This window comes from Rhodococcus koreensis, assembly GCF_017068375.1.
In the GTDB taxonomy this organism is placed as follows: domain Bacteria; phylum Actinomycetota; class Actinomycetes; order Mycobacteriales; family Mycobacteriaceae; genus Rhodococcus_F; species Rhodococcus_F koreensis.
The window spans coordinates 1,261,422-1,285,339 of sequence record NZ_CP070609.1; the positions used below are offsets into that span (position 1 = coordinate 1,261,422).

22 protein-coding genes and 1 riboswitch are annotated in these 23,918 nt (G+C 69.5%); of the genes, 6 read left to right on the top strand and 16 right to left on the bottom strand.

What is annotated here, in order from left to right:
• Nucleotides 1-3: 3 nt before the first annotated feature.
• Nucleotides 4-372: an Rv2175c family DNA-binding protein gene (locus tag JWS14_RS05765; protein ID WP_087556228.1), complete on the bottom strand. Its 369-nt coding sequence runs from the start codon at nucleotides 370-372 to the stop codon at nucleotides 4-6.
• A 110-nt stretch (nucleotides 373-482) separates the two neighbouring features.
• Here JWS14_RS05765 and pknB point away from each other — a divergent pair, with 110 nt between their 5' ends.
• Complete coding sequence (gene pknB, locus JWS14_RS05770; RefSeq protein WP_241031273.1) at nucleotides 483-2,501, top strand: Stk1 family PASTA domain-containing Ser/Thr kinase; 2,019 nt, start codon at nucleotides 483-485, stop codon at nucleotides 2,499-2,501.
• A 41-nt stretch (nucleotides 2,502-2,542) separates the two neighbouring features.
• On the opposite strand, the gene JWS14_RS05775 is transcribed toward pknB, so the two are convergent.
• The gene (locus tag JWS14_RS05775; protein WP_012688082.1) at nucleotides 2,543-3,928 is read right to left on the bottom strand and encodes a class II 3-deoxy-7-phosphoheptulonate synthase; all 1,386 of its coding nucleotides are present in this window, start codon (nucleotides 3,926-3,928) and stop codon (nucleotides 2,543-2,545) included.
• 42 nt (nucleotides 3,929-3,970) lie between these two features.
• Entirely contained in the window at nucleotides 3,971-4,462 is a 492-nt protein-coding gene (locus JWS14_RS05780; RefSeq protein WP_012688083.1) for a polyadenylate-specific 3'-exoribonuclease AS, read from the bottom strand.
• Nucleotides 4,463-4,529: 67 nt separating this feature from the next.
• Here JWS14_RS05780 and JWS14_RS05785 point away from each other — a divergent pair, with 67 nt between their 5' ends.
• The gene (locus JWS14_RS05785) at nucleotides 4,530-5,852 is read left to right on the top strand and encodes a glycosyltransferase 87 family protein (protein WP_241031274.1); all 1,323 of its coding nucleotides are present in this window, start codon (nucleotides 4,530-4,532) and stop codon (nucleotides 5,850-5,852) included.
• A 13-nt stretch (nucleotides 5,853-5,865) separates the two neighbouring features.
• Here the strand turns inward: JWS14_RS05785 and JWS14_RS05790 are convergent, their stop codons facing one another.
• The 6 genes from JWS14_RS05790 to JWS14_RS05815 form a co-directional block, all read right to left on the bottom strand.
• A complete protein-coding gene (locus JWS14_RS05790) occupies nucleotides 5,866-6,636 on the bottom strand; it encodes a lysophospholipid acyltransferase family protein (protein ID WP_072945418.1) in 771 nt (256 codons plus the stop codon).
• 130 nt (nucleotides 6,637-6,766) lie between these two features.
• Nucleotides 6,767-7,780, bottom strand: a complete 1,014-nt coding sequence (locus JWS14_RS05795; protein ID WP_206012669.1) for an ROK family protein — start codon at nucleotides 7,778-7,780, stop codon at nucleotides 6,767-6,769.
• A 52-nt stretch (nucleotides 7,781-7,832) separates the two neighbouring features.
• Nucleotides 7,833-8,231, bottom strand: coding sequence for a hypothetical protein (locus tag JWS14_RS05800; RefSeq protein WP_095865321.1), 399 nt, complete (start codon nucleotides 8,229-8,231; stop codon nucleotides 7,833-7,835).
• Nucleotides 8,228-9,469 (bottom strand): ArsA family ATPase, encoded by a 1,242-nt coding sequence (locus JWS14_RS05805; protein WP_072945425.1) that lies wholly within the window; start codon nucleotides 9,467-9,469, stop codon nucleotides 8,228-8,230. Before JWS14_RS05805 ends, JWS14_RS05800 begins: the two co-directional genes overlap by 4 nt.
• A complete protein-coding gene (locus JWS14_RS05810; RefSeq protein WP_072945427.1) occupies nucleotides 9,466-9,903 on the bottom strand; it encodes an SRPBCC family protein in 438 nt (145 codons plus the stop codon). The genes JWS14_RS05805 and JWS14_RS05810 overlap by 4 nt, the downstream gene beginning before the upstream one ends.
• A 150-nt stretch (nucleotides 9,904-10,053) precedes the next feature.
• Entirely contained in the window at nucleotides 10,054-10,428 is a 375-nt protein-coding gene (locus JWS14_RS05815; protein ID WP_072945558.1) for a polyketide cyclase / dehydrase and lipid transport, read from the bottom strand.
• 160 nt (nucleotides 10,429-10,588) lie between these two features.
• Here JWS14_RS05815 and JWS14_RS05820 point away from each other — a divergent pair, with 160 nt between their 5' ends.
• A complete protein-coding gene (locus JWS14_RS05820) occupies nucleotides 10,589-12,406 on the top strand; it encodes an AMP-dependent synthetase/ligase (RefSeq protein WP_206012670.1) in 1,818 nt (605 codons plus the stop codon).
• A gap of 124 nt (nucleotides 12,407-12,530) precedes the next feature.
• On the opposite strand, the gene JWS14_RS05825 is transcribed toward JWS14_RS05820, so the two are convergent.
• From JWS14_RS05825 to JWS14_RS05845, 5 genes are all read right to left on the bottom strand, one after another.
• The gene (locus JWS14_RS05825) at nucleotides 12,531-14,186 is read right to left on the bottom strand and encodes a transposase (RefSeq protein ID WP_420855108.1); all 1,656 of its coding nucleotides are present in this window, start codon (nucleotides 14,184-14,186) and stop codon (nucleotides 12,531-12,533) included.
• A 101-nt stretch (nucleotides 14,187-14,287) separates the two neighbouring features.
• Complete coding sequence (locus JWS14_RS05830) at nucleotides 14,288-15,415, bottom strand: glycosyltransferase family 4 protein (RefSeq protein ID WP_206012672.1); 1,128 nt, start codon at nucleotides 15,413-15,415, stop codon at nucleotides 14,288-14,290.
• A gap of 43 nt (nucleotides 15,416-15,458) precedes the next feature.
• On the bottom strand, nucleotides 15,459-16,826 hold the full coding sequence (locus JWS14_RS05835; protein ID WP_206012673.1) for a peptidase MA family metallohydrolase: 1,368 nt from the start codon (nucleotides 16,824-16,826) through the stop codon (nucleotides 15,459-15,461).
• 49 nt (nucleotides 16,827-16,875) lie between these two features.
• The gene (locus JWS14_RS05840; protein WP_095865235.1) at nucleotides 16,876-17,928 is read right to left on the bottom strand and encodes a C40 family peptidase; all 1,053 of its coding nucleotides are present in this window, start codon (nucleotides 17,926-17,928) and stop codon (nucleotides 16,876-16,878) included.
• A 381-nt stretch (nucleotides 17,929-18,309) separates the two neighbouring features.
• The gene (locus JWS14_RS05845) at nucleotides 18,310-18,855 is read right to left on the bottom strand and encodes an NlpC/P60 family protein (protein ID WP_206012674.1); all 546 of its coding nucleotides are present in this window, start codon (nucleotides 18,853-18,855) and stop codon (nucleotides 18,310-18,312) included.
• A gap of 14 nt (nucleotides 18,856-18,869) precedes the next feature.
• Nucleotides 18,870-19,034: riboswitch (cyclic di-AMP (ydaO/yuaA leader) on the bottom strand.
• 457 nt (nucleotides 19,035-19,491) lie between these two features.
• Between JWS14_RS05845 and JWS14_RS05850 the strand changes: the two genes are divergently transcribed.
• Nucleotides 19,492-21,258, top strand: coding sequence for a DEDD exonuclease domain-containing protein (locus JWS14_RS05850; RefSeq protein ID WP_206012675.1), 1,767 nt, complete (start codon nucleotides 19,492-19,494; stop codon nucleotides 21,256-21,258).
• Entirely contained in the window at nucleotides 21,255-21,530 is a 276-nt protein-coding gene (locus JWS14_RS05855) for an Lrp/AsnC family transcriptional regulator (RefSeq protein ID WP_005247708.1), read from the top strand. Before JWS14_RS05850 ends, JWS14_RS05855 begins: the two co-directional genes overlap by 4 nt.
• 9 nt (nucleotides 21,531-21,539) lie before the next feature.
• Here JWS14_RS05855 and trpD read toward each other — a convergent pair whose 3' ends face one another.
• Both trpD and JWS14_RS05865 read right to left on the bottom strand, forming a co-directional pair.
• Complete coding sequence (gene trpD, locus JWS14_RS05860; RefSeq protein ID WP_072945438.1) at nucleotides 21,540-22,628, bottom strand: anthranilate phosphoribosyltransferase; 1,089 nt, start codon at nucleotides 22,626-22,628, stop codon at nucleotides 21,540-21,542.
• A gap of 44 nt (nucleotides 22,629-22,672) precedes the next feature.
• The gene (locus JWS14_RS05865; RefSeq protein WP_072945440.1) at nucleotides 22,673-23,143 is read right to left on the bottom strand and encodes a ribonuclease E inhibitor RraB; all 471 of its coding nucleotides are present in this window, start codon (nucleotides 23,141-23,143) and stop codon (nucleotides 22,673-22,675) included.
• A 126-nt stretch (nucleotides 23,144-23,269) separates the two neighbouring features.
• Between JWS14_RS05865 and ctaE the strand changes: the two genes are divergently transcribed.
• The gene (gene ctaE / locus JWS14_RS05870; RefSeq protein WP_072945442.1) at nucleotides 23,270-23,881 is read left to right on the top strand and encodes an aa3-type cytochrome oxidase subunit III; all 612 of its coding nucleotides are present in this window, start codon (nucleotides 23,270-23,272) and stop codon (nucleotides 23,879-23,881) included.
• Nucleotides 23,882-23,918 lie beyond the last annotated feature (37 nt).

Consider the following 23,918-nt stretch of genomic DNA (forward strand, 5'->3'; position numbering starts at 1 on the left):
CGGTCAGAATCCCATCGCCTGAGCGCGGCGGATCACTTCGCGGGCAAGGTCGCCGTGCAGGGCCTGGACGGGCGTGCCGGGGAGGCTGTCGTCCTCACGGAACAGCCACAGCAGGATTTCCTCGTCCTTGAATCCACCGTCGTGCAGCACCGCAATGAGACCGGGCAGCCATTTGACGGTCTCACCGGTCTCGTCGAAGAAGAGTTCGGGGACGCCGAGGACGCCGTCGCGGCGCACAGCGATCAACTGCTGATCCCGCAGAAGCTGCTGCACGCGGGTGACGGCCACACCGAGGTTCTTCGCGACGTCCACCAGCTGGAGGAGCGAGACGGAAGGGTCCAGGACATCGTCACAGTAAGGGATGGCACTCACTCCCCTAACGTTATCTGGTCGCCTCCGGCGTGGCGCTACCGGTCGGTGTCGCTGGCTACGATTGAGGGGCGTGTGGCCGGGCTGCGCGCACTGACGGGGGAACGGACACTGTGCACGATGGAGGTCAACGTTTGATCGGCGAGCTGCTCGACCGGCGCTATCGGGTGGATGCCACGATCGCGCGTGGCGGCATGTCCACCGTGTACAGGGGGCTCGACACGCGTCTCGACCGTCCGGTGGCCATCAAGGTGATGGATCCGCAGTTCGCGGCCGATCCGGCGTTCGTGACCCGGTTCGAGTTCGAGGCCCGCTCGGTCGCGCGACTCAAGCACCCTTCCCTGGTCGCGGTGTACGACCAGGGACACGACCGCGATCACGCGTTCCTGGTGATGGAACTGGTCGACGGCGGAACGCTGCGCGAACTCCTGCGGGAACGCGGGCCGATGCCGCCGCACGCGGTGGCCGCGGTCGTGGGGCCGGTTCTCGACGCGCTCGCCGTCGCCCACCGGGCGGGTCTCGTGCACCGCGACGTCAAACCCGAGAACATCCTGATCTCCGACGGCGGTGAGGTGAAGATCGCGGATTTCGGTCTGGTGCGGGCGGCTGCGGCGTCGAACACCACGTCGCACAGTGTGATTCTGGGCACGGCGGCGTATCTGTCGCCGGAGCAGGTGACGTCGGGGATCGCCGACACCCGCAGTGACGTCTACTCCACCGGTGTCCTGCTGTTCGAACTCCTCACCGGACGGACCCCGTTCACCGGAGACACGTCGTTGTCCGTGGCGTATCAGCGAATCAACCAGGACGTTCCGCGGCCGGGTTCGTACATCGCGGGTGTGCCGCCCGAGTTCGACGAACTCGTCGCGGAGGCCACGCACCGGGAGCCGTCGCACCGCTTCGCCGACGCCGAGCAGATGGGTTCGGCGTTGCGCGGCATCGCGGCGGCGCTCGACCTGCCCGCGTACCGGGTGCCCGCCCCGCGACGCTCGGCGCAGCACCTGAGCGCCGCGGCCGCCGCGAGCGCTCCTCCCCTGACCGCGCCGCCGGGCCCCGTCGCACCGCCGACGGTGCACCTTCCGCCCGCCGCGCCGCTGTCGCCGCCCAGCCCGCTGCCTGCGCAGCCCGGAATCCAGCACACGAGGGTCGTCACCACCCAGACTCCGCGGCCGCCGATGGACGAACCGCCGTTCGCGGTGGACGACGAAACCGACGACGGCTACCACTACCCCGACTTCGCCGCCGAACGGCAGCGGTCCCGCCGGACCACGATCGTGTGGCTGCTCGTGATCCTGATGCTCGCCCTGGCGGTGGGTTTCGGTGGCTGGTGGATGGGTTCGGGCCGGTTCACCGCGGTCCCGACCACCGACGGTCTGTCGCGGGGTGCCGCGGTGACGGCGATCGAAGCGGCCGGTCTGTCGACGGAGATCCGCGGGCAGTATTCGGACACGGCGGCGCTCGACACGGTGCTGGGTACCGATCCGACGGGTGGGTCGCGGATCTCCCGGGACGGCACGGTGGCCCTGCTCGTCTCGCTGGGCAGGCCGACCGTCCCGCCGCTGCCCGCGGGCGGCGAACGCGCGGGGATCGAGCAGGAACTGCGGAACCGCACGTTCACCCCGGTCGACGGCGGTCAGGCGTTCAGCGCGAAGGTCCCGATCGGTGCGGTGGCCGCGCTCGACCCGGCACCGGGCACGGAACTCGCGACCGGTTCCACGGTCAAACTGATCGTCAGCAAAGGTGCACCGCCGGTGGACGTTCCCGACGTGAAGGGCATGTCGGAGGCCGAGGCACGCGCGTCGCTCGAGGCGGTGGGCATCGTCGTGCAGGACACCACGACCGACTTCGACCGGAACGTCGCCGCCGGGGACGCGATCGCCACCAGCCCGAAGGCGGGCACCACTGTCAATGCGGGCACCAGCGTGACGTTGAGTGTGTCGAACGCGGTGCGGTTGCCGTCCATGCTGGGGCGGACCGTCGGATCCGCCCGCGACGAACTGAGCCGTCTCGGACTCGACGTGAAGGTGCGTCAGGTGACCGACACCGACAGGTCACTGGTCATCGGCCAGAACCCGGGCAGCGGCGATCTGGTGAAACCGGGGAGCACGGTCACCCTGGTCTCACTGCCCTGACCCCGCGGGAGCAGGGCAGTGAGGGTCTCCGATGCGGGCGGTCAGCCGCGCAGCATCTCCGCGACGAGGAACGCCAGTTCCAGCGACTGCTGGGTGTTGAGGCGGGGGTCGCACGCCGTCTCGTAGCGACCGGACAGGTCGAGGTCGGAGATGTCCTGCGCGCCGCCGAGGCATTCGGTGACGTTCTCACCGGTGAGTTCGACGTGGATTCCACCGGGGTAGGTGCCGAGACCGTTGTGGACCTCGAAGAATCCCTGGACCTCGTCGACGATGCGGTCGAAGTGGCGGGTCTTGTAGCCGGTGGACGCCTCGTGCGTGTTGCCGTGCATCGGGTCGCACTGCCAGATCACCTGGTGACCGGTGGCCTGCACCTTCTCGATGATGGGCGGCAGCAGGTCGCGGACCTTGTTGTTGCCCATGCGCGAGATGAGGGTGAGCCGGCCCGGCTTGTTGGTGGGGTCGAGGCGTTCGACGTATTCGACCGCCATCTCCGGGGTGGTGCTCGGACCGATCTTCAGGCCGATCGGGTTCGACACGAGTTCAGCGAACGCGATGTGCGCTCCGTCGAGCTGACGGGTGCGGTCGCCGATCCACAGGAAGTGGGCGGACAGGTCGTACAGCTTGGCGTGGTCGTCGTCGTTGTCGAGGCGCAGCATCGCGCGCTCGTAGTCGAGGACGAGCGCCTCATGGCTGGCGAAGATCTGCGCGTGGTGCAGGCTGGGATCGGTGACACCGCAGGCGTTCATGAACTGCAGCCCGCGGTCGATCTCCGCGGCGAGTGCCTCGTAGCGGGCCCCGGCCGGCGACGAGGACACGAATTCGCGGTTCCAGTCGTGCACCTTGTGCAGGTCGGCCATGCCCGCGCCGGTGAGCGCGCGAACCAGGTTCATCGCGGCGCTGGCGTTCGCGTACGCCCGCACGAGCCGCGACGGGTCGTGGGCGCGCACGGCCTCGTCCGCGACGAGGGAGTTGATCATGTCGCCGCGGTACGACTGCAGACCCAGGGCGTCGACGTTCGACGACCGCGGCTTCGCGTACTGACCGGCGATGCGCGCGACCTTGACGACGGGCAGGCTCGCTCCGTACGTCAGGACGACGGCCATCTGCAGCAGGGTGCGGATGTTGCCCTTGATGTGCGGCTCGGTGTTGTCCGCGAACGTCTCGGCGCAGTCACCGCCCTGAAGGAGGAACGCCTCGCCGCGCGCGACCTGGGCCAGCTTCTCCTGCAGGGCCACGACCTCGCTGGCCACCGTGATCGGGGGCACGCTCTCGAGGACGGTCCGCATCGCGGCGGCCTGACCTTCGGGCCATTGCGGCTGCTGGGCAGCGGGCTTGGCCAGCGCTGCGTCGAGGCGCTCACGCATCTCGGTGGGCAGCGGCGGGAGTTCGGGCAAGCGGTCGATCGGCACGTCGACAGTCCAGTTCACCCATACAGGATATTCGCTCGACCGGAGCGATGGCGAGTCAGGTCACCGGAGTGACCGTGCCGCCTGAACTGCCTCGAACTTCGCCAGGTTGTGCCGGGCGTCGGCGAGTGCGTCGTGAGCGTCGCCCGGTGCAGGTGGGAGCGCCGGGCTGCCGTGCTCCTCCCAGTACTGCCGGAGTTCGCGGGTGTACCGGGGCAGCGTCTGGGGCAGCTCCGTCATGTCACCCCACAGCTGGCAGAGCGCGACGTGGTCGTAGGCGGCCACCCACGCCCACAGTTCGGGGACGATGCCGGGCCGGGGAATCAGGAACGCGTAGAGGTCGTCGCGAATGCGGGCGCGGCTCTTCCAGAGGGGCGACGACGGCTGCGGCAGCTTGGGCAGCACGTTCCTGCGCACCCACTTGCCCGCACGGTCGGGATCGAACTCGGTGGACACCGCGTAGAATTCACGTCCGTCCTCTGCGACCACCCCGATCGACACCAGGTCGATCGTGCGACCATCCTCGATGAACTCGCAGTCGTAGAAGTAACGCACGCCCGCAAACTATGCCTCACCCGTCGGCGTCATCCGGATCCACCCCTACCTCGTGAAGGAGGCCTCGGTGAGAGCACGCTCCGACGGTCGACAGTCCGCCGCCCCTGTCGCGGACCCGCTCGACCGGCCGCGGGTGCCCGTGCACCTCCGGGCCGGCGGTCTCGTGATCCGCGTCCTCGTGCTCGCCGGGCTCGCCGTCGGATTCGCCTACAACCTGCTCGGACTGCCCGGTCTGCGGGACTTCGGCTTCTACTACCGGCTCGATCTCGACGTCTACCGCCTGGGCGGTTCGGTGTTCCTGCACGGCCCGACGCTGTACGGGTCGATGCCTGCCACCCAGATGGGCAACTTCCTGCCGTTCACGTACCCGCCGCTGGCCGCGGTCGTGTTCAGTCCGTTGTCGACGGTGTCGCTGGCGACGGCCGGGACCGTGGTGACGGTGTTGTCGCTGATCGCCCTGTTCGGCGTCCTCGTCGTCACACTCGACTCGCTGGGCATCGCACCTCGCCGCACTCTGGTGTGGACGGCGCTCGGCGCGCTCGCGGTGGCGATGGCCCTCGAACCCGTCTCGTCGACCCTGGACTACGGGCAGATCAACATTCTGCTGATGCTGCTGGTCGCGGCGGACTGCCTGCCGAAGAAGACGCCGTGGCCCCGCGGACTGCTGATCGGCCTCGCCGCGGCGGTGAAGCTGACACCGGCCGTGTTCATCCTGTATTTCCTGGTGCGCAAAGACTTTCGCTCCGCGGTCGTCACCGCGGTCAGTTTCCTTGCGTTCAGCGCGGTGGGCGCGATCGCGACGTGGAACGATTCCGTCACCTATTGGACGCAGACGCTCTTCGATTCCGATCGGATCGGCACACCGGCGTATCCCGCGAACCAGAGCATCACCGGCGTGCTGGCCCGGCTCGGTCTGAGCGACGGGATGCGCACCCCGATCTGGCTGCTGCTGAGCGTCGCGGTTCTCGCGCTGGTGATCGTCGCGATGGTGCGGGCGCTGCGGGCCGGTGAGACGGCGCTCGCGCTGGGACTCAACGCCGTCCTCGGGTTGCTCGTCTCCCCCGTGTCCTGGTCGCATCACTGGGTGTGGTCGGTGCCGGTCGTCCTCGTGCTCGGCGTCCTCGCCTACCGACGAAAGAGTGTCGCCCTGGCGGTCACGTCCGTGGTCGGCATCGTCGTCGTCAAGCTCGCCGCGCACTGGAAGCTCGGAGTGGGACGCTGGAGCGGAACCCACTGGAATCTGTGGGATCAGTTCCTGGCGTCGTCGTACGTGTGGTGGGGGCTCGCCGTGGTGCTGGTCGCGAGCGTCGCGTTCCGCACCCGGCCCACGCAGCCCGACGAGGACGATCGGTCGGAGAACTCCGACGATCTGACCGTCCCCGTCGGCTGAGAGGTCGCGGCGGTCAGCTCGCCCGGGTGTCCGGCAGTCGCGTGACGGTGCTCGCATCGTTCGCCGGTGCCACGCCGGCCACCGGAGCCGGTGCGGAACCGTCCGCGGCGGGGGCCTTCTTCTTCAGCGTGGCCGCGTAGATGTCGACGTATTCCTGACCCGACAGCTTCATCAGCTTGTACATGACCTCATCGGTGACGGCCCGCTCGACGAACCGGTTGCCACCCATCCCCTCGAAACGCGAGAAGTCGATGGGCTCGCCGACGCGGATGGTGACCTTTGCGGGACGCCACACGCGGGAGCCGATCGGGTTGACCTTCTCCGTTCCGATCATCGCGACCGGGATGACCTTCACACCGGACTCGAGCGCCATGCGCGCCAGACCCGTCTTGCCCTTGTACAGCCGGCCGTCGGGCGACCGGGTGCCCTCGGGGTAGATGCCGAGCAGCTTGCCCTGCGAGAGGACGCGCAAGCCGGCGTTCAAAGCGTCCTGCGCGGCGTCGGCGCCCGTCCGGTCGATCGGCACCTGGCCGACCACCGAGAAGAACCAGCGCTGGAACGCGCCCTTGAGTCCCGTCCCGGTGAAATACTCGCTCTTGGCGAGAAAAGTGATCCTCCGCGGCACTCGCAGCGGCAGGAAGAACGAATCCAGCACGGCCTGATGGTTACTCGCCAGAATGGCACCGCCCTCCGCCGGAATGTTCTCCGTACCCTCCACGGTCGGTCTGCCCAACCCCCAGAGAACCGGCCCCAAAAACACGTACTTGAAGAGCCAGTACCACATGGCGTCCCTCCCGTTCACAACCCAAGCTTCGTTCGGCTCGACTCTACTTCGGGTGGGTGAGGGTCGCTACACACGGCCGGGAGGCCCGCACAACATCACACTCTGCGGGTTTACAGCGATCGGCCGGGCGTCAACCCACCCGATCGGGCAGGACCGCCCGCGCGAGTTCCGCCGCCCCGATCATGCCCGCCGCCTCCCCCAGCTGGGTCGGCCGGATCCGGGCCAGCGGCCGGTGCCCGGCGCCCGTCGTCAGCGCCGCATAGTGCTCGCGGGCCTCGTCGATGAACAGCGCCGACGAACTCGCGACTCCGCCGGCGATCACGACGAGATCCGGGTCGTACACGTCACCGATGAGAGCCAGGCCGACCCCGAGCCACCGGGCGAAGTCCCGCATCGTCTCCAGCGCGAGCGGATCGCCGTCCTGTGCGGCGCCGGCGATCCTCCTGCCCGTGAGCACCCCGGGATCGACCGCCACCTCCCGCGCGAGGACGGTCGACGTCGCCGGATCCGCGGCAAGAAGTTCGATCGCGGTGTCGACGAGGGCCGTCCCGCTGCAGTACCGCTCCCAGCAGCCGTGTTTGCCGCACGCACACGGGCGACCGCCTGGAACGACCTGGATGTGCCCGAGTTCGGGTGCGACGCCGTGGCTGCCGCGGTACAGCCTGCCATCGGCGAGGAGCGCCGCGCCGATGCCCGTGCCGATCGCGAGCATCACCACGTTCCGGCCGCCCGCCGCCGCACCGAACCGGTGCTCGGCCCACGCCGCCGCGTTCACGTCGTGCTCGAGGATCACCGGCAGACCGAGGCGCTGCCCCAGGTCCCGGCCGACGGGCGCCCCGACCCACGGCAGATGCGGCGCGAACCGCACCGTGGTGTGGTCGGGGGTGATGAACCCGGCGACCGCCAGCCCCACCGCGGCGACGTCGTGCCGCGCGGACAGTTCCCGCACCGCCCGGTCCAGGCCGTTCTCCAGGGCCTTCGCCGACGCCGGGGTCGGCGACTGGAGCGAGTCGAGCACCTCGCCGGCCGAGTCGACCACCGACGCACGGATGCTCGTTCCACCCACGTCGATGCCGATGGTCAGCGCCGAGCCGGGGGTGCGATCGCTGCCCGTGCCTGTGCTCATGAAGATGATTGTGCCCATGCCGGATCGCCGACGTGCACGAGTCCGCCGATCCGGCCGGTGGCGGGCACCGTCAGCGCTTGACGGTGACGGTGATCGGTTCGAACGCGGGGCCGCCGTCCGGATCGGGCATTCCGCCGCCGTCGCCCGGACCCGGTTCCGGCGCGCCGGGGCCCGAGGGGTCGTGATCGGTGTGCTCGTCGAGGATCTGCCGCAGCACGGCGATCAGCACGGACGCCTGACCGGCGAGCAGGGTCACGAGGTCGTGTTGCTCGCCGCGGATCAGGGCCGCGAGCGCGCACACCGGGCACCACGTGCATCCCGACCACTGACCGGTGCCGGCGGCCGTTCCCGCAGCGTCCGCCGCGGCGTGCGGCGCCGCCGCGCGCTGGAGGATCGGCTCGAGACGGTCCAGGGCGGTCTCGGCCAGCGCCCGCAGCTCCGCCAGCAGCTGCGCGTGGTCGTCGTTCATACCGGCCACACCTGTGGGTCGGGCGTGAAGCGCACGACCAGATCGCTTCCGTCGAGTTCTGCGCCCGCGACGACGCACCGGCGCAGGACCGAGGCGAGGCGCACCCGGCGGCGCACCCCTTCCGCTCCCACGACCAAGTCGTCCTCCACTCGACCCAACGTCAGGGTCGACGGGTTCACGAGCGGCAGATACATCCGCATCGTGTACACAGAATCCACACCGGCCCCCGATTCCAGCCCCACCCGCACCGCAGGCGGGTTCTTCCCCAACACCGCAACCGCGTCCGTGTCGTCGGCATACAACTCCCTGGCGATACCGCCGAGATCGGCCCACCCTACCGGCTCCGTCACCGACCGGGTGACCGAGAGGATCACCGTGGTGCCCGCGGAGGCGGTGAGCTCGTCGAGCACCCGCTGCTGCAGGGCACGCCGCCTGATCAACCATGCCACACCGGGATCGTCATGTCCTGCCGGCGAATCGAAGTGCGGCAGAAGATTGTTCACGAGGATCGCGTCGATGCGCAGACCGGACAGCGCGGCCACCGCGACGGTGCGCCGGGTCTCCGTCAGCACCACCCGCTCCGGTGTCGTCACCAGTCGCACAGTGGTTTTCGCGCGGTTCGCGAGCAACTCCCGGACCTCGCCGACCGCGGACACGACCTGTTCGATCAGCGACACCAGCATGACGAGGCGGGGGTCCGAACCCAGCAGCGCGGCGATCCGGCGGTGCTGCGGCCACACCCGTTCGAGGTAGTCCAGAGTCATCGCGGGCGCGGCGAGCGTCCGGAGGCAATCCGCGGTGGGCGGGCAGTCGACCACGACGGCGTCGTAGTCACCCTCGGTGGCGAACCGGACGATCTCGCCCAGCCCGAGCACGTCCTGCACGCCGGGAAGCCCGGTCAGCTCCTCCGGTTCGAGCGCGGACAACTGAGCGCCGTGGTCGTGCGTCCCTGCGGCCGCGAGAACCGCTGCCAGGCTGCGGAATCTGTTCTCGAGCAACGTGAGGGTGTCGAGTTCGAGGACGTCGAGGGTGTCGGTCACGGACACGACGTCGCGGGCGGTGGCGATCCCGACCACGTCGGCGAGGGAATGCGCCTGGTCGAGCGAGACGAGGAGCGTCCGGTTCCCGGACTCGGCCGCCGCCTGTGCCGTCGCGGCCGCGAGCGTCGTCTTACCGACGCCCCCCTTCCCCACGAAGAACTGGACCCGCGCAGGTCCGGCACGGCCCTCGCTGCTCAGCCTTCCACCCGCTTCTTGAGTTCCTTGAGCGCGGTGTCGGTGATCGCCTTCTCCGCCTTGCGCTTGAACAGGCCGATCATCGGAATGGTGAGGTCGACGGTGAGCTCGTACGTGACGGTGGTGCCGCCGTCCGGCTCGTCCTCGAGGACGTACGAACCGAACTGCGACTTCTGGATCTCACCGGACTCGAGTTCCCAGCTGACCGACTTGCCGTCGGGCGCCCAGTCGTAACGGAGGACGTACGTGTCCTTGACCATGCCCGCGTCGAGCACGAACCGCACCCGGTCGGCGCGGCCGTTCTTTCCGGGTTCCATGACCTCGACGGACTTCGCGGCTGCCACCCACGCGGGGTACGCGTCGAAGTCGGCGATCACATCCATCACCCGGGCGGGCGGCGCCTCGATACTGATCGACCTCTTGGTCCTCTCGGGCATGGAGTGAACGCTTCCTTTCGCCTGGCCGACCCGTCGTCGATCCGGGGCCACGCCGTTACCGGTTCCGTATGTCTGTGTGGTGCCCGACTATCACACACGATTCCGGCGCCCGGACACAATGCCGACCCCGCCGCGACAGCCGGAACGGGCTCAGGACGGCGGTTCTCCCGCTGCGCGACCGGCCTCGAGTTCCTTCTTCACCTCGAAAGACATCACCTTGCCCTCGACTCGCCTGCGACGGTTCAGGGCGGCCAGATCCGGGGCGGGCTCGCTGCGCGCCGGTTCGGCGTGGAGGAAGTAGTGCACGATCGCTCCGTCCAGCACCGGCTCGAGCCACACTTCCATCGTCCCGGTGAGAGGTCCGGCCACGGTCCAGCGGATGCCCTTCTCGGCGCGGTCCTCGCGGACGGCGAGGGTGAGGTCGGGCCACCACCGGCGCCAGCGGGCAGGCGGGGCGATCGCCGCCGCGACCTGCTGCGGTGGGGCTGCGATGAACGTCTGGTCTGCGACCTGAATGCTGCTCACGGCGACAAGCTTCACATATTGCCCTCGGCGCGGTTCCGCGGTGCCCCGCGAGCAGGCCTCTGACCACCCGTGTTCGGCCAGGAGGCGGAGCCTGCGGGGGAAGGTCTAAAGTTGGCGCAGACAATCCTACTCGCCAGTATTTTCAGTGTCGGAGGTTTTCGTGCCCGAGTTCAGCGCGCCACAGTCGTTCACGATCGCGGAGGACGCGTCCGCGGTCGACTCGGTGTTCGCCCATGCCGCGGCCGCCCCGACGCTGGTCGTGTACAAGCGCAAGATCGACGGACGGTGGACCGACGTCACGGCCGCCGAGTTCGCCGCGCAGGTCACCGCGGTCGCCAAGGGACTCATCGCCATCGGCGTCCAGCAGGGCGACCGGGTGGCCCTGATGTCGGCCACCCGGTACGAGTGGCCGCTGGTCGACTTCGCGATCTGGGCGGCAGGCGGTGTCACCGTCCCGATCTACGAGACGTCCTCCGCCGAGCAGGTCCGCTGGATTCTCGAGGACTCCGCCGCGATCGACCTCGTCGTCGAGAACGAGGCACACGCCGCCACGGTCAAGGCCGTGGCCGCCGAGGCCACCGCGCTCCGCGGCGTCTACCGGATCGAGGCGTCGGAAAGCGACCGCGGCGTCGTCGAGGAACTGACCGAACGCGGCGCCGACGTTCCCGACTCCGAGGTCCGGGCCCGCGTCGCCGCACTGAAGTCCAGTGATCCGGCCACCCTCATCTACACGTCCGGCACCACGGGCAGGCCCAAGGGCTGCCAGCTCACCCACGCCAACCTCATCGCCGAGTCGAAGGGCATCCTCGATTCCAGCCTCGGCACCCTGCTGAAGACGCCCGGTGTCAGCACCCTCATGTTCCTGCCGATGGCGCACGTCCTGGCGCGCGCGGTCAGCATCGCGTCGTTCGACGCCGGGGCCGCACTCGGGCACACCAGCGACATCCCGAACCTCGTCCCGACGTTCGGCGAGTTCCGTCCCGACTTCATCCTGTCCGTGCCGCGGGTGTTCGAGAAGGTGTACAACAGCGCCCGCGCCAAGGCCCACGGCGAGGGCAAGGGCAAGGGCAAGATCTTCGACGCCGCCGCCGAGACGGCCATCGCGTGGAGCGAGGCCCAGGACAACGGCGGCCCGGGATTGGTCCTCAAGGTCAAGCACACGCTGTTCGACAAGCTGGTGTTCTCGAAGCTGCGGGCCGCGCTCGGCGGCAGGTGCCAGCTGGCGATCTCCGGCGGCGCCCCGCTCGGTGCCCGCCTCGGCCACTTCTTCCGCGGCATCGGCATCACCATCTACGAGGGCTACGGCCTCACCGAGACGTCCGCGGCCTTCGCCGTGAACACGATCGGCGAGCAGAAGGTCGGGTCGGTCGGCAAGCCCCTCGCAGGCAATTCCGTTCGCATCGCCGACGACGGCGAGATCCTGCTGTCGGGGCCGGTCGTCTTCGGCGGCTACTGGCGCAACGAGAGCGCAACCGCCGACGCGATCGAGAACGGCTGGTTCCACACCGGCGACCTCGGATCGGTCGACGCGGACGGCTACATCACCATCACCGGACGCAAGAAGGAGATCATCGTCACAGCGGGCGGCAAGAACGTCTCCCCCGCCCAGCTCGAGGATCACCTGCGTGCCCACCCGCTGATCAGCCAGGCCATCGTCGTCGGCGACCAGCAGCCGTTCATCGGCGCGCTCATCACCATCGACGCCGATGCACTGCCGGCGTGGAACGAGCGCAACGGCAAGCCCGCGGGCACGACGGTCGCCGATCTGCTCGCCGATGCCGACCTCACGGCCGAGATCGACGAGGCCGTCGCGGAAGCGAACAAGCTCGTGTCGCACGCGGAGGCCATCAAGAAGTTCCGGGTCCTGCCCGTGGACTTCACGGAGGAGACCGGCGAGCTCACGCCGACGATGAAGCTCAAGCGCAACGTGGTGCACGACAGCTTCGCCGACGACATCGCCGCCCTCTACGCCAAATAGTGCCCTTCGGGCCCGTGAGTACTTGTTAACCGCCCGGGGGATGTTGCGGAATTGAGTGACGGTGGTGTGGCTGTGTTCGGCGCGTTGGGCGGGTGCCGGTGCGGGCGGGGGTGGCCCCGCCTGGTCAGGTGGTGGCCGGGAGGGTGTGTCCTGCGGTCAGGTGGGTGAGGATCTTGCCGATGTTGTGGACCGCGGCGTGGAAGGCCCATTCGCTGCGGGCCCGGTCGAGGCCGCGGCTGGTGAACCGGCGGAATCCGAGGTTGTGTTTGGCGTGCCCGAACACGGTTTCGGCGATGGGTGAGCGTTGGCGGTAGGTGGCGATGCCGGCCTCGGTGCGCAGTCGGTGGGTCATCGCTGCGATCGGATCGGCGTGTGGTGGTGGGGATCCGGTGACCGGGTTCTCGGCCGCCGCGGTTTCGAGGTCACGGGCTTTGCCGGTGGCGATCAACCGGTCCGGGCCCGGGGCGGTCAGATTCTCGCGGGAGCAGTAGCCGGCGTCGAAGAGCATCACCCCGATCAACTCCTCCGGGGCCGGAGCCGGGGCCGGGGCCGGAGCGGGGGCGGGGTTCGGGTTGGTGTGGCGGCGGGTGGTGTCGATCAGTTGCGCGGCCTTACCGGCCTTGTCGACCATCTCGGGGAAGTAGTCGTAGTCGGCGGGGCCGGTCCCGACCCCGGTGGCCAGGATCACCCCGTCCACGCTGGTGAAGGCCTGGCAGTTGTAGCCCTGCAGCCAGCCGCCGCCGCGTAGTGGCTGCAGCCGCGAGTCGGGGTCGGTGGTGTTGCGGCGACGCTGCCCGGCGGTGGCATCGCGTGCGGCCTGCTTGCGCAGGGCGGTGTCGAGTTCGGTGCGCCGCCGCCGGACCAGGTGGTGCTCGGCGACCGGTTTCGGGACGAACCCGCCCCGGGCCCCGGACGCGGTGCGCTCCTCGTATCGGTCGAGCACCGCCTGCTGGGCGGTGACCGCCGCGTCCAGCCGCCGGCGTGCGGCGGCGACCTCGGCCCCGACCGGGACCCGGCCCATCACCGTCTGGCCGGCGTCGAGCCGGGCCAGGTAGTGCCGTGACTTCCCGTCCCGCTCGGCCTGCTCGGCCTGCTTGTCCGCGTCGAGCTGCGCCAACGCCTCCGCGATCCGCGCCGACCGGGTGCCCGGATCGGCCAACTCCGCCGGCACCTGGCCCGGGCCCGGATCGTCCTCGCCGTAGAGGTCGTCCTCGGCGTCATCGGTGGCCGCGTGCGCCGCCGCGGCGGCCGCGGCGATCCGCGCGGCCTCGGCGGCGGCGGCCTTGCGGAGCCCGGCCTCGGTGCGGTTGGCGTCCTTCGAGGCGTTCGAGGCGATCTTCACCCCGTCCAACGCGATCGTTTCGAGCCGCCCCAACCCCAGCGACGCCGCCAGGATCAGGACCTGCGTGAACAGGTCCTGACAGGCGGTGTGGTTGTCCTTGCGGAACCGGGAGATCGTCACGTGGTCGGGGGTGTCGCCGGCGCAGATCACCCGGTAGGACACCACCTCGGTGCAGGCCCGCTCGATCTGCCGGGAGGACCGCATCCCCCGCGACCACGCCCAGATCAGCAGGGTCACCAGCATGTCCGGGTCGTACCCGGCCCGGCCCGCGCCCCCGGTGCGACGAGAAGCGTGGAACGCCGAGGTGTCGAGATGGGAGTCGACGATCTCGATCACCGTCCACACCGGATGCGTGGGCGGCACCCACTCCCGCATGTCCGGCGGCAACAGGAACTGCTGATCACGATTCACCGGTCGATATCCCTTGGCCACCAACACATTATCCAGGAAACCCCAGGTCAGACCATGGTGACACGCGGACACCCCGACCCGGAATTTTGCAACAGCCCCCCCGCGGTTAACAAGTACTCACGGGGCAGTCACGCCATAAGGGACTGCAGCTTCGCGGCGAGCACGTCCCATCGCCACTGCGCCTTGACCCAGCCCCGGCCGGCGGCGCCCATCGCCGCCGCCCGGTCGCGATCCGACAGCACCGCGATCACCGATCGCGCCACCTCGGCCACCGACGTGCCGTCCACGACCATCCCGGTTTCGTTCTGCCGCACCGTTTCCGGGGCGCCGCCGGACTGTCCGGCGATGACCGGGACACCGGAGGCCGACGCCTCCAGGAACACGATGCCGAGGCCCTCGACGTCGAGTCCCGCACCCCGCGTGCGGCAGGGCATCGCGAACACGTCGGCGATCGTGTGGTGCGCCGCCAACTCCGCGGACGGCACCGTTCCCGTGAACACGACGTGGTCCTCGACGCCCGCCGAGCGGGCGAGGGAGCGCAGGCGGTCCTCGTAGGGTCCGCCGCCGACGATCACGAGGACGGCGCCGTCGATGTGTTCGCGGACGGTCGGGAGCGCCCTGATGAGGATGTCCTGGCCCTTGCGCGGCACGAGCCGGGACAGGCACAGGATCGTCGGCCGGTCGCCCAGCCCGTATCGGGCCCGCAGTTCGGACCGCGCCCCGCTGTCCGGGGTGAACAGGTCGGTGTCGACTCCGGGCGGCAGGTGCTCGAGTGCCGCACCGGCGCCGAATGCGGACGCGAATCGGCCACGGGTGTAGCGGCTGACGTACGTGACGACGTCGGTGCCGTCGCCGATCCGGCCGAGGGCCTGGCGGGCGGCGGGGAGCATCGACCAGCCGACCTCGTGTCCGTGGGTACTCGCGACCACCCGTTCCGCTCCGGCGCGGCGCAGCGTCGAACTCAGCAGTGCGAGCGGGGCCGCTGCGCCGAACCAGACGCCGGTGCAGTCGTGTTCGGCGAGCAACCTGGTGGCGCGGCGCGCGACGAACGGTGTCGGCACCATCAGGGTGGTGGGGTGACGGACGACCTGAAACGGTTGCCGCGCATCGAACTTGATGTGCGAGTCACCGCGCCAGCGCGGGGCGTAGACGACAAGGTCGTCGGCGGGCAGGTGCTTGGCGAAGGTGTGCAGGTACGACTGAATTCCACCGGGTCGCGGCGGAAAATCGTTCGTCACCAACAGGGTTCGGCGCATGTGATCACCGTAGGCGGTCGACCGCGCGGACACCGACGCAGGGTCACCCCAGGTGAGCGCCCACCCAGTCGGTCCAGCGGTCCCGGAACTGCTCGGCGTCGACGCCGAGGACGTCGGACAGTCGTGCGTCGACCGTGTCCGGATCGGCCTCCCCCACGGCCAGTGTCCGGTACAGCTCCGTCAGCTTCGTTTCGCCGTATTGCTCCGCGACGAAGGCGTTGATCGACCACGCGGTCTCGTAGGCGACCGAGCCGCGTTCGCCGGATTCGGAGAAGTCGGTGTTCTCGGGGAATCCGGTCGGCGGGCCCTCGGCGCCCACCTGCGCGGTCAGGGCCGGCGCGATCTGCCGTGCGGCCTCACCGGTGCCCCGGTAGGCGGCGTACTCGGCGTAGCCCTCCAGCACCCACATCGGTGAGCGGTCCACCGTCTCGGCGCGCGCCGCCACGTGGGTGAGTTCGTGTCGCAGGATCGCCCGCCTGGTGACCTCGGTGAGCCGTTCCGCCGACGAGGGGCTGAACACGATCCGCTGCCCGGTGACCGCGTCGGCGTCGGGGTCGACGGCGTCCGAGATGGCGACCGCGGCGATGCCACGGCCGTCGTGATCGGAACCGACGAGGGCGGTGAACTCGTCCTGCGATCCGGCGACCCACACGAGTGCGCGGCCCGCCCAGTCCGAACCCCACAGCTGGGTGGCGTTGACGACGGCGGCGGGGAGTTCCTCCGCCAGCCGGTCCACCATCGCGGCGTTCTCGGGATGTCCGAGCACCACCGACGTCCGGCCGTCGCCGGTGTCGACGCGGCGCGATACGACCGTTCCGAAGTCCCACGGGCCGCGCCACGTCCGCCGCTCGCCGTTCACGGTGGCACTGTCGCTCACGAGTGCCCAGCTGTCACCACGCCGGGCCACGACGAGCGCGATCGGTTTGCGGGTGGGGCTCTCGTCCGCCCCCGCGATCGCGTAGCGGAGTTGCACGGCCGGCGCCCACACCTCGTCGGCCCCGAGCGCGTCGACGAGACTCGACGGCACCGCCGCCTCGGGACTCTCGGTGATCTCGTAACCCCAGTCCGAGAATTCCACCCCGGCAACGTTGCTCGCGCGGCGCGTCTCGGCGGCCAGGAAGCCCGGCGACGCCGCCCGATCCATCAGACCCGACAGCCGGGCCGTGTCGTTCGTCCGCACGGCCGACGCCCACGTGTCGAGGAGCAACTGGACGGCCGCTGCCCGCGACTCCGTGTCGGCCTGCGCGGTGCCGACCGCCCCGTCGGCGCCCCGCTCGTCGTGAGAGAACCCGGTCAGCGCGAGTACGACGACGACGGCGAGGACCAGTCCGGCCAGCGCGGCGAGCTCCCACGGGCGCGCCTGACGGCGTGAGGTCGGATCCGTTGCGGAAGACGGGTCTGATGCGGGCACGCCGGTGAGTGTATGAGCACGCCTGCGCGCCGTCGCCGGACGGTCGCCGTCAGTAGCGGCGCGCCCCGTAGAAGGGGAACTTCGCCATCGACTCGATCTTCACCGGCACACCGAACGTCGAGGCGTGGAGAATGTTGCCGTTTCCTGCGTACAGGCCGACGTGGGACGCGTCGTTGTAGAAGAGGACGACGTCGCCGGGCTGGAGTTCGTCGCGGGACACCGGGGTGCCACCGCTGGCCTGAGCCTGACTGGACCGCGGGAGCGTCTTGCCGATCTGCTTGTACGCCCAGACGACGAGCCCGGAGCAGTCGAACTGGTCGGGCCCGGTGGCGCCCCACACGTACGGGTCGCCGATGCGGGTCATGCCTGCCTGCAGTGCGCTCGTGCCCGAGCCGGGGGTGAGGTGCGCGAGGATCGTGTCGGGGTCGAAGCCGGGCGGGAAGGGCGTCCCCGCCAGCTGGTCGCGTTCGGCGCCGGTGAGATCTCCGAACGCCTTGATCACGTCGGCGATCTGCGCCTGCAGGTCGCTCTGCTTGCGCTGCAGGTCGTCGCTGACCACCTTGGCCTGCTCGGTGGCCGCCCGCGCGGAATCCGCGGACTGCTTCGACGCCTCGGCCGCCTTGGTGGCGTCCGACGTGGCCGATTGGAATTGCGCGACCTGATTGCGGGTGTCGTTGGAGATGGCGTCCAGAGCGGACATCTGGTCGAGGAGTTGCTGCGGTGAGTCGCTCACCATCACGGCGAACAGGCGATTGGTCCGGGCGCCCTGGTAGTTGGCAGTGGCGAGTTTGTTCACCACGGGCTGGAAGACGGCGACGCGGGCGTTGGCCTCGTCGAGCACACCTTGGTCGGCCGCGAGCCGGGCGTCCGCATCGCGTTGGGCCGACTGCTTGGCCTCGAGATCGATCTGCGCGTTGTGGAGGGCCTCCGACGTCTGCTCGGACTGCCGGGACAGGTCACCGAGCTTCGTCAGCGTCTCGGTCGGGTTGGTGGTGACCGGGTCCGCACCCGCCGGGATCGAGGGCAGCGACACGAGTGCCACCGACAGCGCTCCGGCTGTCAGCACGCTGCCCAGGGAGCGCTTCATCTTGTGTGAGGCCACGGAAATGCGGTTCTCCGATCGTCGATCTCCACCCGCCGGGTCGGTTGTCCGATGCGCGGCTCAGGAATTTCCCCGGCCGATGCGACCGCGGAATGCCGAAGAGGTGGTGACCCCGCGTTGCCGCCCGGTTGGCGCGGCAAGACTTCGCAAGGTCTCGGTTAGGTTACGGAATGACATACGTGTGTGTCCACCCATGTCACGACGGGGGTGGCGGGGACCACCGGGCGGGTGAACGACACGCTGTCTGCCTGGGGCGCAACGACATCGAGGGTGGGTTCGAATCGTGATTCGAACCCACCCTCGGTGGTCGTGCGAGATCCTACGAAGCTACCCCGTGCATCCCCGCCCTCGACTCGGTGGATGCCTCGCCTCGCGCGTGGATCAGTAGCGGCGTGCCCCGTCGAAAGGCATGGACGCGATGGGCGCCAACTTGACGGGCTGCCCCTCGGTGGAGGCGTGGATCACGTTGCCGTTGCCGGCGTAGATGCCCGAGTGCGAGCCGCCGTAGAAGGAGATCACGTCGCCGGGGCGGAGATCGGACTGCGACACCGGGGTACCGGCGGCCGCCTGCGCGTAGCTGGTGCGCGGCAGGTTCAGTCCGGCCTGCTTGAACGCCCACTGCACCAGGCCGGAGCAGTCGAACGAGTTGGGACCTGCGGCGCCGTAGACGTACGGCGAGCCGAGCTTCGCCTGAGCGGCCTGAACGGCCTTGTCACCTGCGGTGCTGCCCGGCGCGGGGGGCGCGGGCAGGTTCGGGACACCGGGGATCTGCGGGATGACGACACCCGGGATCTCGAAGGTTCCGACACCGGGAATGGTGATGGGGTCTGCGGCCGCGGGGGCCGCGGTAGCGGTGAGCGCTCCGACTGCGAGCGCGCCGGCGACGACTGCCCGTCGCACATTCCGCTTGGAAACTTGTGACGCCACGAAAGGGGTACTCCGTTTCTTCCATTCATCCGCCGACCGAGTTAGCTGACGGGTTCGGGCTGGGAAGATCAGCCCTACCCACCGGTGCGTGAGGACGTCCCGGCGGGATTCACCCCAGTAGAAACTTGGGTTCCCGGTACGACCGCTCTCGCGAGTGGCCGATTAGGCGGTGACTAGCGATGCTGCCCCGGTGTTGAGGCTGCGAGACTCCGCTAGGTCTCAGGAAGGTTACGAAATGGAATACCCCGGTGTCGACCGGAACACGCGGAAAGTGTCCGTTTGCGCCGTTTCGAGGCATGCGGGCGCGCGGTACCCACATTCGGTAACGACTCGATAACAAGCGGTATGTTTCCGTTCGCTTTTCGACAGCGGGAGTGGACATTTCGCGTAGCCCCGCGACCCTCCGGGCGTGTCAGGCTCCGCGTTCCCGCTGTTCAACGGGGGTGGCGCGGACGCTGCCCGACAACTGCACCGGACCCGCCGCCCTCGGCCCCCGCACCCCCGGAACCCCCGTTCTGGGTCGCGCGCCCGACCGTCGCTCCACCCGCCGCCGCGGCCCGCACACGGGCAGTGTGATCCTCGTCTCTCCGAGCCTCCCGGGCGGGTCTGTCGGTGCCCGTCCATACGCTCTGAGCCGTGAGTGTCCCCGGCGTACCCGAACAGTTGAGATTCGACGAGCTCGACACCCCGCTGCGGGACACCACGTTCGTGGTGGTCGACCTCGAGACCACCGGAGCGCGGCCGGGCGAGGACGCCATCACCGAGATCGGCGCCGTGAAGATCCGCGGCGGCGAGGTGATCGCCGAGATGGCCACCCTCGTCGACCCGGGACGGTCCATCCCGCCGCACATCGTCGAGATCACGGGCATCACGACCGCGATGGTGATCGACGCACCGCGCATCGAGCGCGTGCTGCCCGCGTTCCTCGAGTTCGCACGCGGAGCGGTGCTCGTCGCCCACAACGCCCCCTTCGACACCGGCTTCCTCAAGGCCGCTGCGTCGGCCACCGACACCCCCTGGCCCAAGTTCACCGTGCTCTGCACGGTCAAACTGGCCCGGCGGGTCCTCACCCGCGACGAGGCGCCGTCCGTGAAGCTGTCGTCGCTCGCCCGGCTGTTCGACGTCGGAACCACCCCGACCCACCGGGCCCTCGACGACGCCCGCGCCACCGTCGACGTCCTGCACGCCCTCATCGCCCGGGTCGGCAACCAGGGAGTGCACAGTCTCACCGAGCTCGTCGACTACCTTCCCGACGTCTCTTCGCACCAGCGGGCCAAACGCACGCTCGCCAGTCATCTCCCCCGTTCGCCCGGCGTCTACCTGTTCCGGGGGCCGTCCGACGAGGTCCTCTACGTCGGCACGGCGACGGATCTGCGCCGCCGGGTGCGCAATTACTTCACCGGCTCGGAGACGCGCGGCCGGATGAAGGAGATGGTCGCGTTGACCACCCGGATCGACCACGTCGAATGCGCGCATGCTCTCGAGGCGGGTGTGCGCGAGCTCCGGCTGCTCGCCGCCCACACCCCGCCGTACAACCGGCGGTCCAAGTACCCGAAGCGCGGCTGGTGGATCACGCTCACCGCGGAGGCCTTCCCCCGGCTGTCGGTCGTGCGGACCCCGGCCGCCGATTCGCTAGGTCCGTTCCGGTCCCGCTCGACCGCCGCCGACGTCGCCGACGTCCTCGCCGAGTACTGCATTCTCCGCACCTGCACGAGCCGGATCCCGAAGGGACGGGCGCACGGTGCGCAGTGCCCGCCCCGCGAGCTCGGGCGCTGCCCCGCGTCCGTCCACGACCGCGACACGGAGGACGCCTACCGTCCCGGTCCGGAGCTCTTCCGGCTCTTCCTGCGCGGCGCCGACGACACGCCGCTGCACCGGATGCGCGCACGGGTGGAGGAACTGGCCGCGGGCAAGTTGTTCGAGAACGCCGCACGGCTGCGGGATCGCACCGCGGAGGTCGTCCTCGCGCTGCGCCGAATGCAGCGCCTGGCGTCGCTCACCGCCCTCGATCAGCTCGTGGCCGCTCGCCCCGCCGCGACCGGCGGCTGGGAGTTCGCGGTGATCCGTTCCGGGCGCCTCGCGTCCGCGGGCTGCGCCCGGCGGGGAATCCACCCGATGCCGGTGGTCGACGCGCTCGTCCTCACCGCAGAAACCGTTGTTCCCGACACGACTCCGCTTCGCGGCGCGTCCCCCGAGGAGGCCGGACTGCTCGCGCGCTGGCTCGACCAGGACGACACCCGCATCGTCAGCGCGTCCTCGGGGTGGTGTGAGCCCGCACGGGGCGCCGGATCCTGGTCCGACTGGTGCGCGCTCGCCCGCGCCGGCAGCGCGTCGACACGGGACGCCGAGACCCGACCACCCGCACCGGGTTCCGCCGGCCACCGCTTAGGCTGGCGATCATGATCAACGCCATCGTCCTGATCCACGCCGAAGCCCACCGCATCCCGGAGACCGCTCAGGCCGTCGCCGACATCGAGGGCGTCGACAAGGTCTACTCCTGCGCGGGCGACGTCGACCTCATCGCGATCGTGCGGGTCCGGGACCACGCGAAGATCGCGGAGGTCGTCACCGAGGGAATCAACAAGGTGGACGGCGTCTCGCGGACGGCGACGCACATCGCGTTCCAGTCCTACTCCAGCGCAGACGTGGAAGCGGGCTTCTCGATCGGCGAATAGGTCCGCCGGCTATTTGCTGGTGGCCAGGCCCGACGTGAGATCGGCCCACCGCCCGAGCAGCGTCGCGGCCGCTCCACTGTCGATGGACTGCGCCGCCGTCGAGAGCCCGTCCGACAGTCCCTCCTCGAGGGTGCGGCCGCCGAGACCCCGGAACGCCGCGATCGCCGCCGCGGCGTTGAGCAGAACTGCGTCGCGGACGGGTCCGGTCTCACCCGCGAGGAGTCGCCGCGCCACCGCGGCGTTCACGTCGGCGTCGCCGCCGCGCAGTTCGTCGAGCGACACCCGTGCGATGCCGATGTCGCGGGGGTCGAACTGACGGGTGGTCACCGACCCGTCGGCGACGATGTGCACGGCCGACGTCGTCGACGTCGTCAATTCGTCCAGACCGTCGTCGCCGCGCACCACCAGCGCCGAATTGCCGCGCTGCGCGAGCACACCGGCCACCACCGAGATCAGGCCCGGGAAGGCGCAGCCGATGAGGCCGGCCCGTGGACGGGCCGGGTTGGTGAGCGGTCCGAGCACGTTGAAGACGGTCGGGATGCCGATCTCCTTGCGGGGCGCGCCCGCGAACCGCAGCGCGGGGTGGAACACCGGCGCGAAGCAGAAGCCGATGCCGACCTCCCGCACGCAGCGGGCCACCTCGTCGGGACCGAGATTGATCTTGACGCCGAGCGCCTCGAGAACGTCCGCCCCGCCACTCTTGGAGGACGCCGCCCGGTTTCCGTGCTTGACGACGCGGATGCCGGACGCCGCGACCACCAGTGACGCCATCGTGGAGATGTTCACGGTGTTGGATCGGTCACCACCGGTTCCGACGATGTCGACGACGTCGTCGTCGACGGGAACCTTACGTGCGTGCCCGAGCATCGAGTCGGCCAGGCCGCGCAACTCCTCCGGCGTCTCGCCCTTCATCTTCAGGGCGACGCCGAATGCCGCGATCTGCGCGGACGTGGCGTTGTCGGACATGATCTCGTCCATCGCCCATTTCGCGTCGTCCACCGCGAGGTCACGTCCGTCGGTGAGCGCACCGAGGACCGACGGCCAGGTGCGTGCAGGCAGCACACCGTCGTTGGTCCCCTGAGCAGTCGGGCTCTGCATCGTCGTGTCCCCTTGTACTAGTGGCGGATCCGATCCCTGGCAGCCTAGTCACCGGGCAGATCGGACTCGCGCGCCGGTTGCGTCGCGTCCCATCCGTCGACCGAGCCCCCGAGCCGCTGGGCCAGCCCGGCCATCCTCGACCGTTCCTGGGAACAGTGCAGCGCATCGAGGACCTGGACCCGCTGCAGCACGAGTTCGACCGTCGCGCCGTCCTCGGCCGGGGACGCCTGCCTGTCCGGATCCAGCGGCCGGTAGCCGTCCTGGGCGGCGATCGACACGGCGTCAGCCACCGACGCCGCAGGCAACCGCAAGTGGTGCCGCAGTACCGCTTCCGCGTCGGCGTCCCACCGCGGATCCTCGGCGGCGGCACGGCCCAGCGCGGTCGAGCACGCTTCCACGTCGTCGAAGCTCGAGGCGACGACCACGAGGTCGGGCCGATCCTGATCGAGAGGGGCCTGCTTCCGACTTCCGAACAGTCGCCGCAGCCACCCCGTACTGTTGTCTCCAGAGCGCATGACTCCACCCTTTCACGGTCCGCGACCAGGCTGTCAGCAGGGAGAATCGGACAAGCGGGGCGCCTCGGCGCGCCGAGGGTGGACCCGGGTAGTCGTCTCTTACGACGAAGCGTCATACTTCTGTCTGTGACGAGCGCAGTAGGGACTTCAGGATCAGCAATCACCCAACGCGTGCACTCGCTGAACCGACCTAACATGGTCAGCGTTGGCACCATCGTGTGGTTGTCAAGTGAGCTCATGTTCTTCGCAGGGCTCTTCGCCATGTACTTCGTGGCGCGAGCACAGGCGAATGGGAACTGGCCGCCGGAGCCGACCGAGCTGAATCTGTTCCTCGCCGTGCCGGTGACGCTTGTGCTGATCGCCTCGTCGTTCACCTGCCAGATGGGTGTGTTCGCAGCCGAGCGCGGCGACGTCTTCGGCCTCCGCCGGTGGTACCTCCTGACGTTGGCGATGGGCACCTTCTTCGTCCTCGGACAGGGATACGAGTACATCCACCTCATCGAAGAGGGCACTTCCATCTCCAGCAGCGTGTACGGCTCGGTGTTCTACATGACCACCGGCTTCCACGGTATGCACGTGATCGGCGGCCTCATCGCGTTCGTGTTCCTGATCGCCCGCACCAAGGTCAGCAAGTTCACGCCCGCCCAGGCCACCGCCGCCATCGTCGTCTCGTACTACTGGCACTTCGTCGACATCGTGTGGATCGCCCTGTTTGCCACGATCTATTTCATCCGTTGATCAGCTGAACGCCCCAGGCAGCCCCCTGACGTCCAGT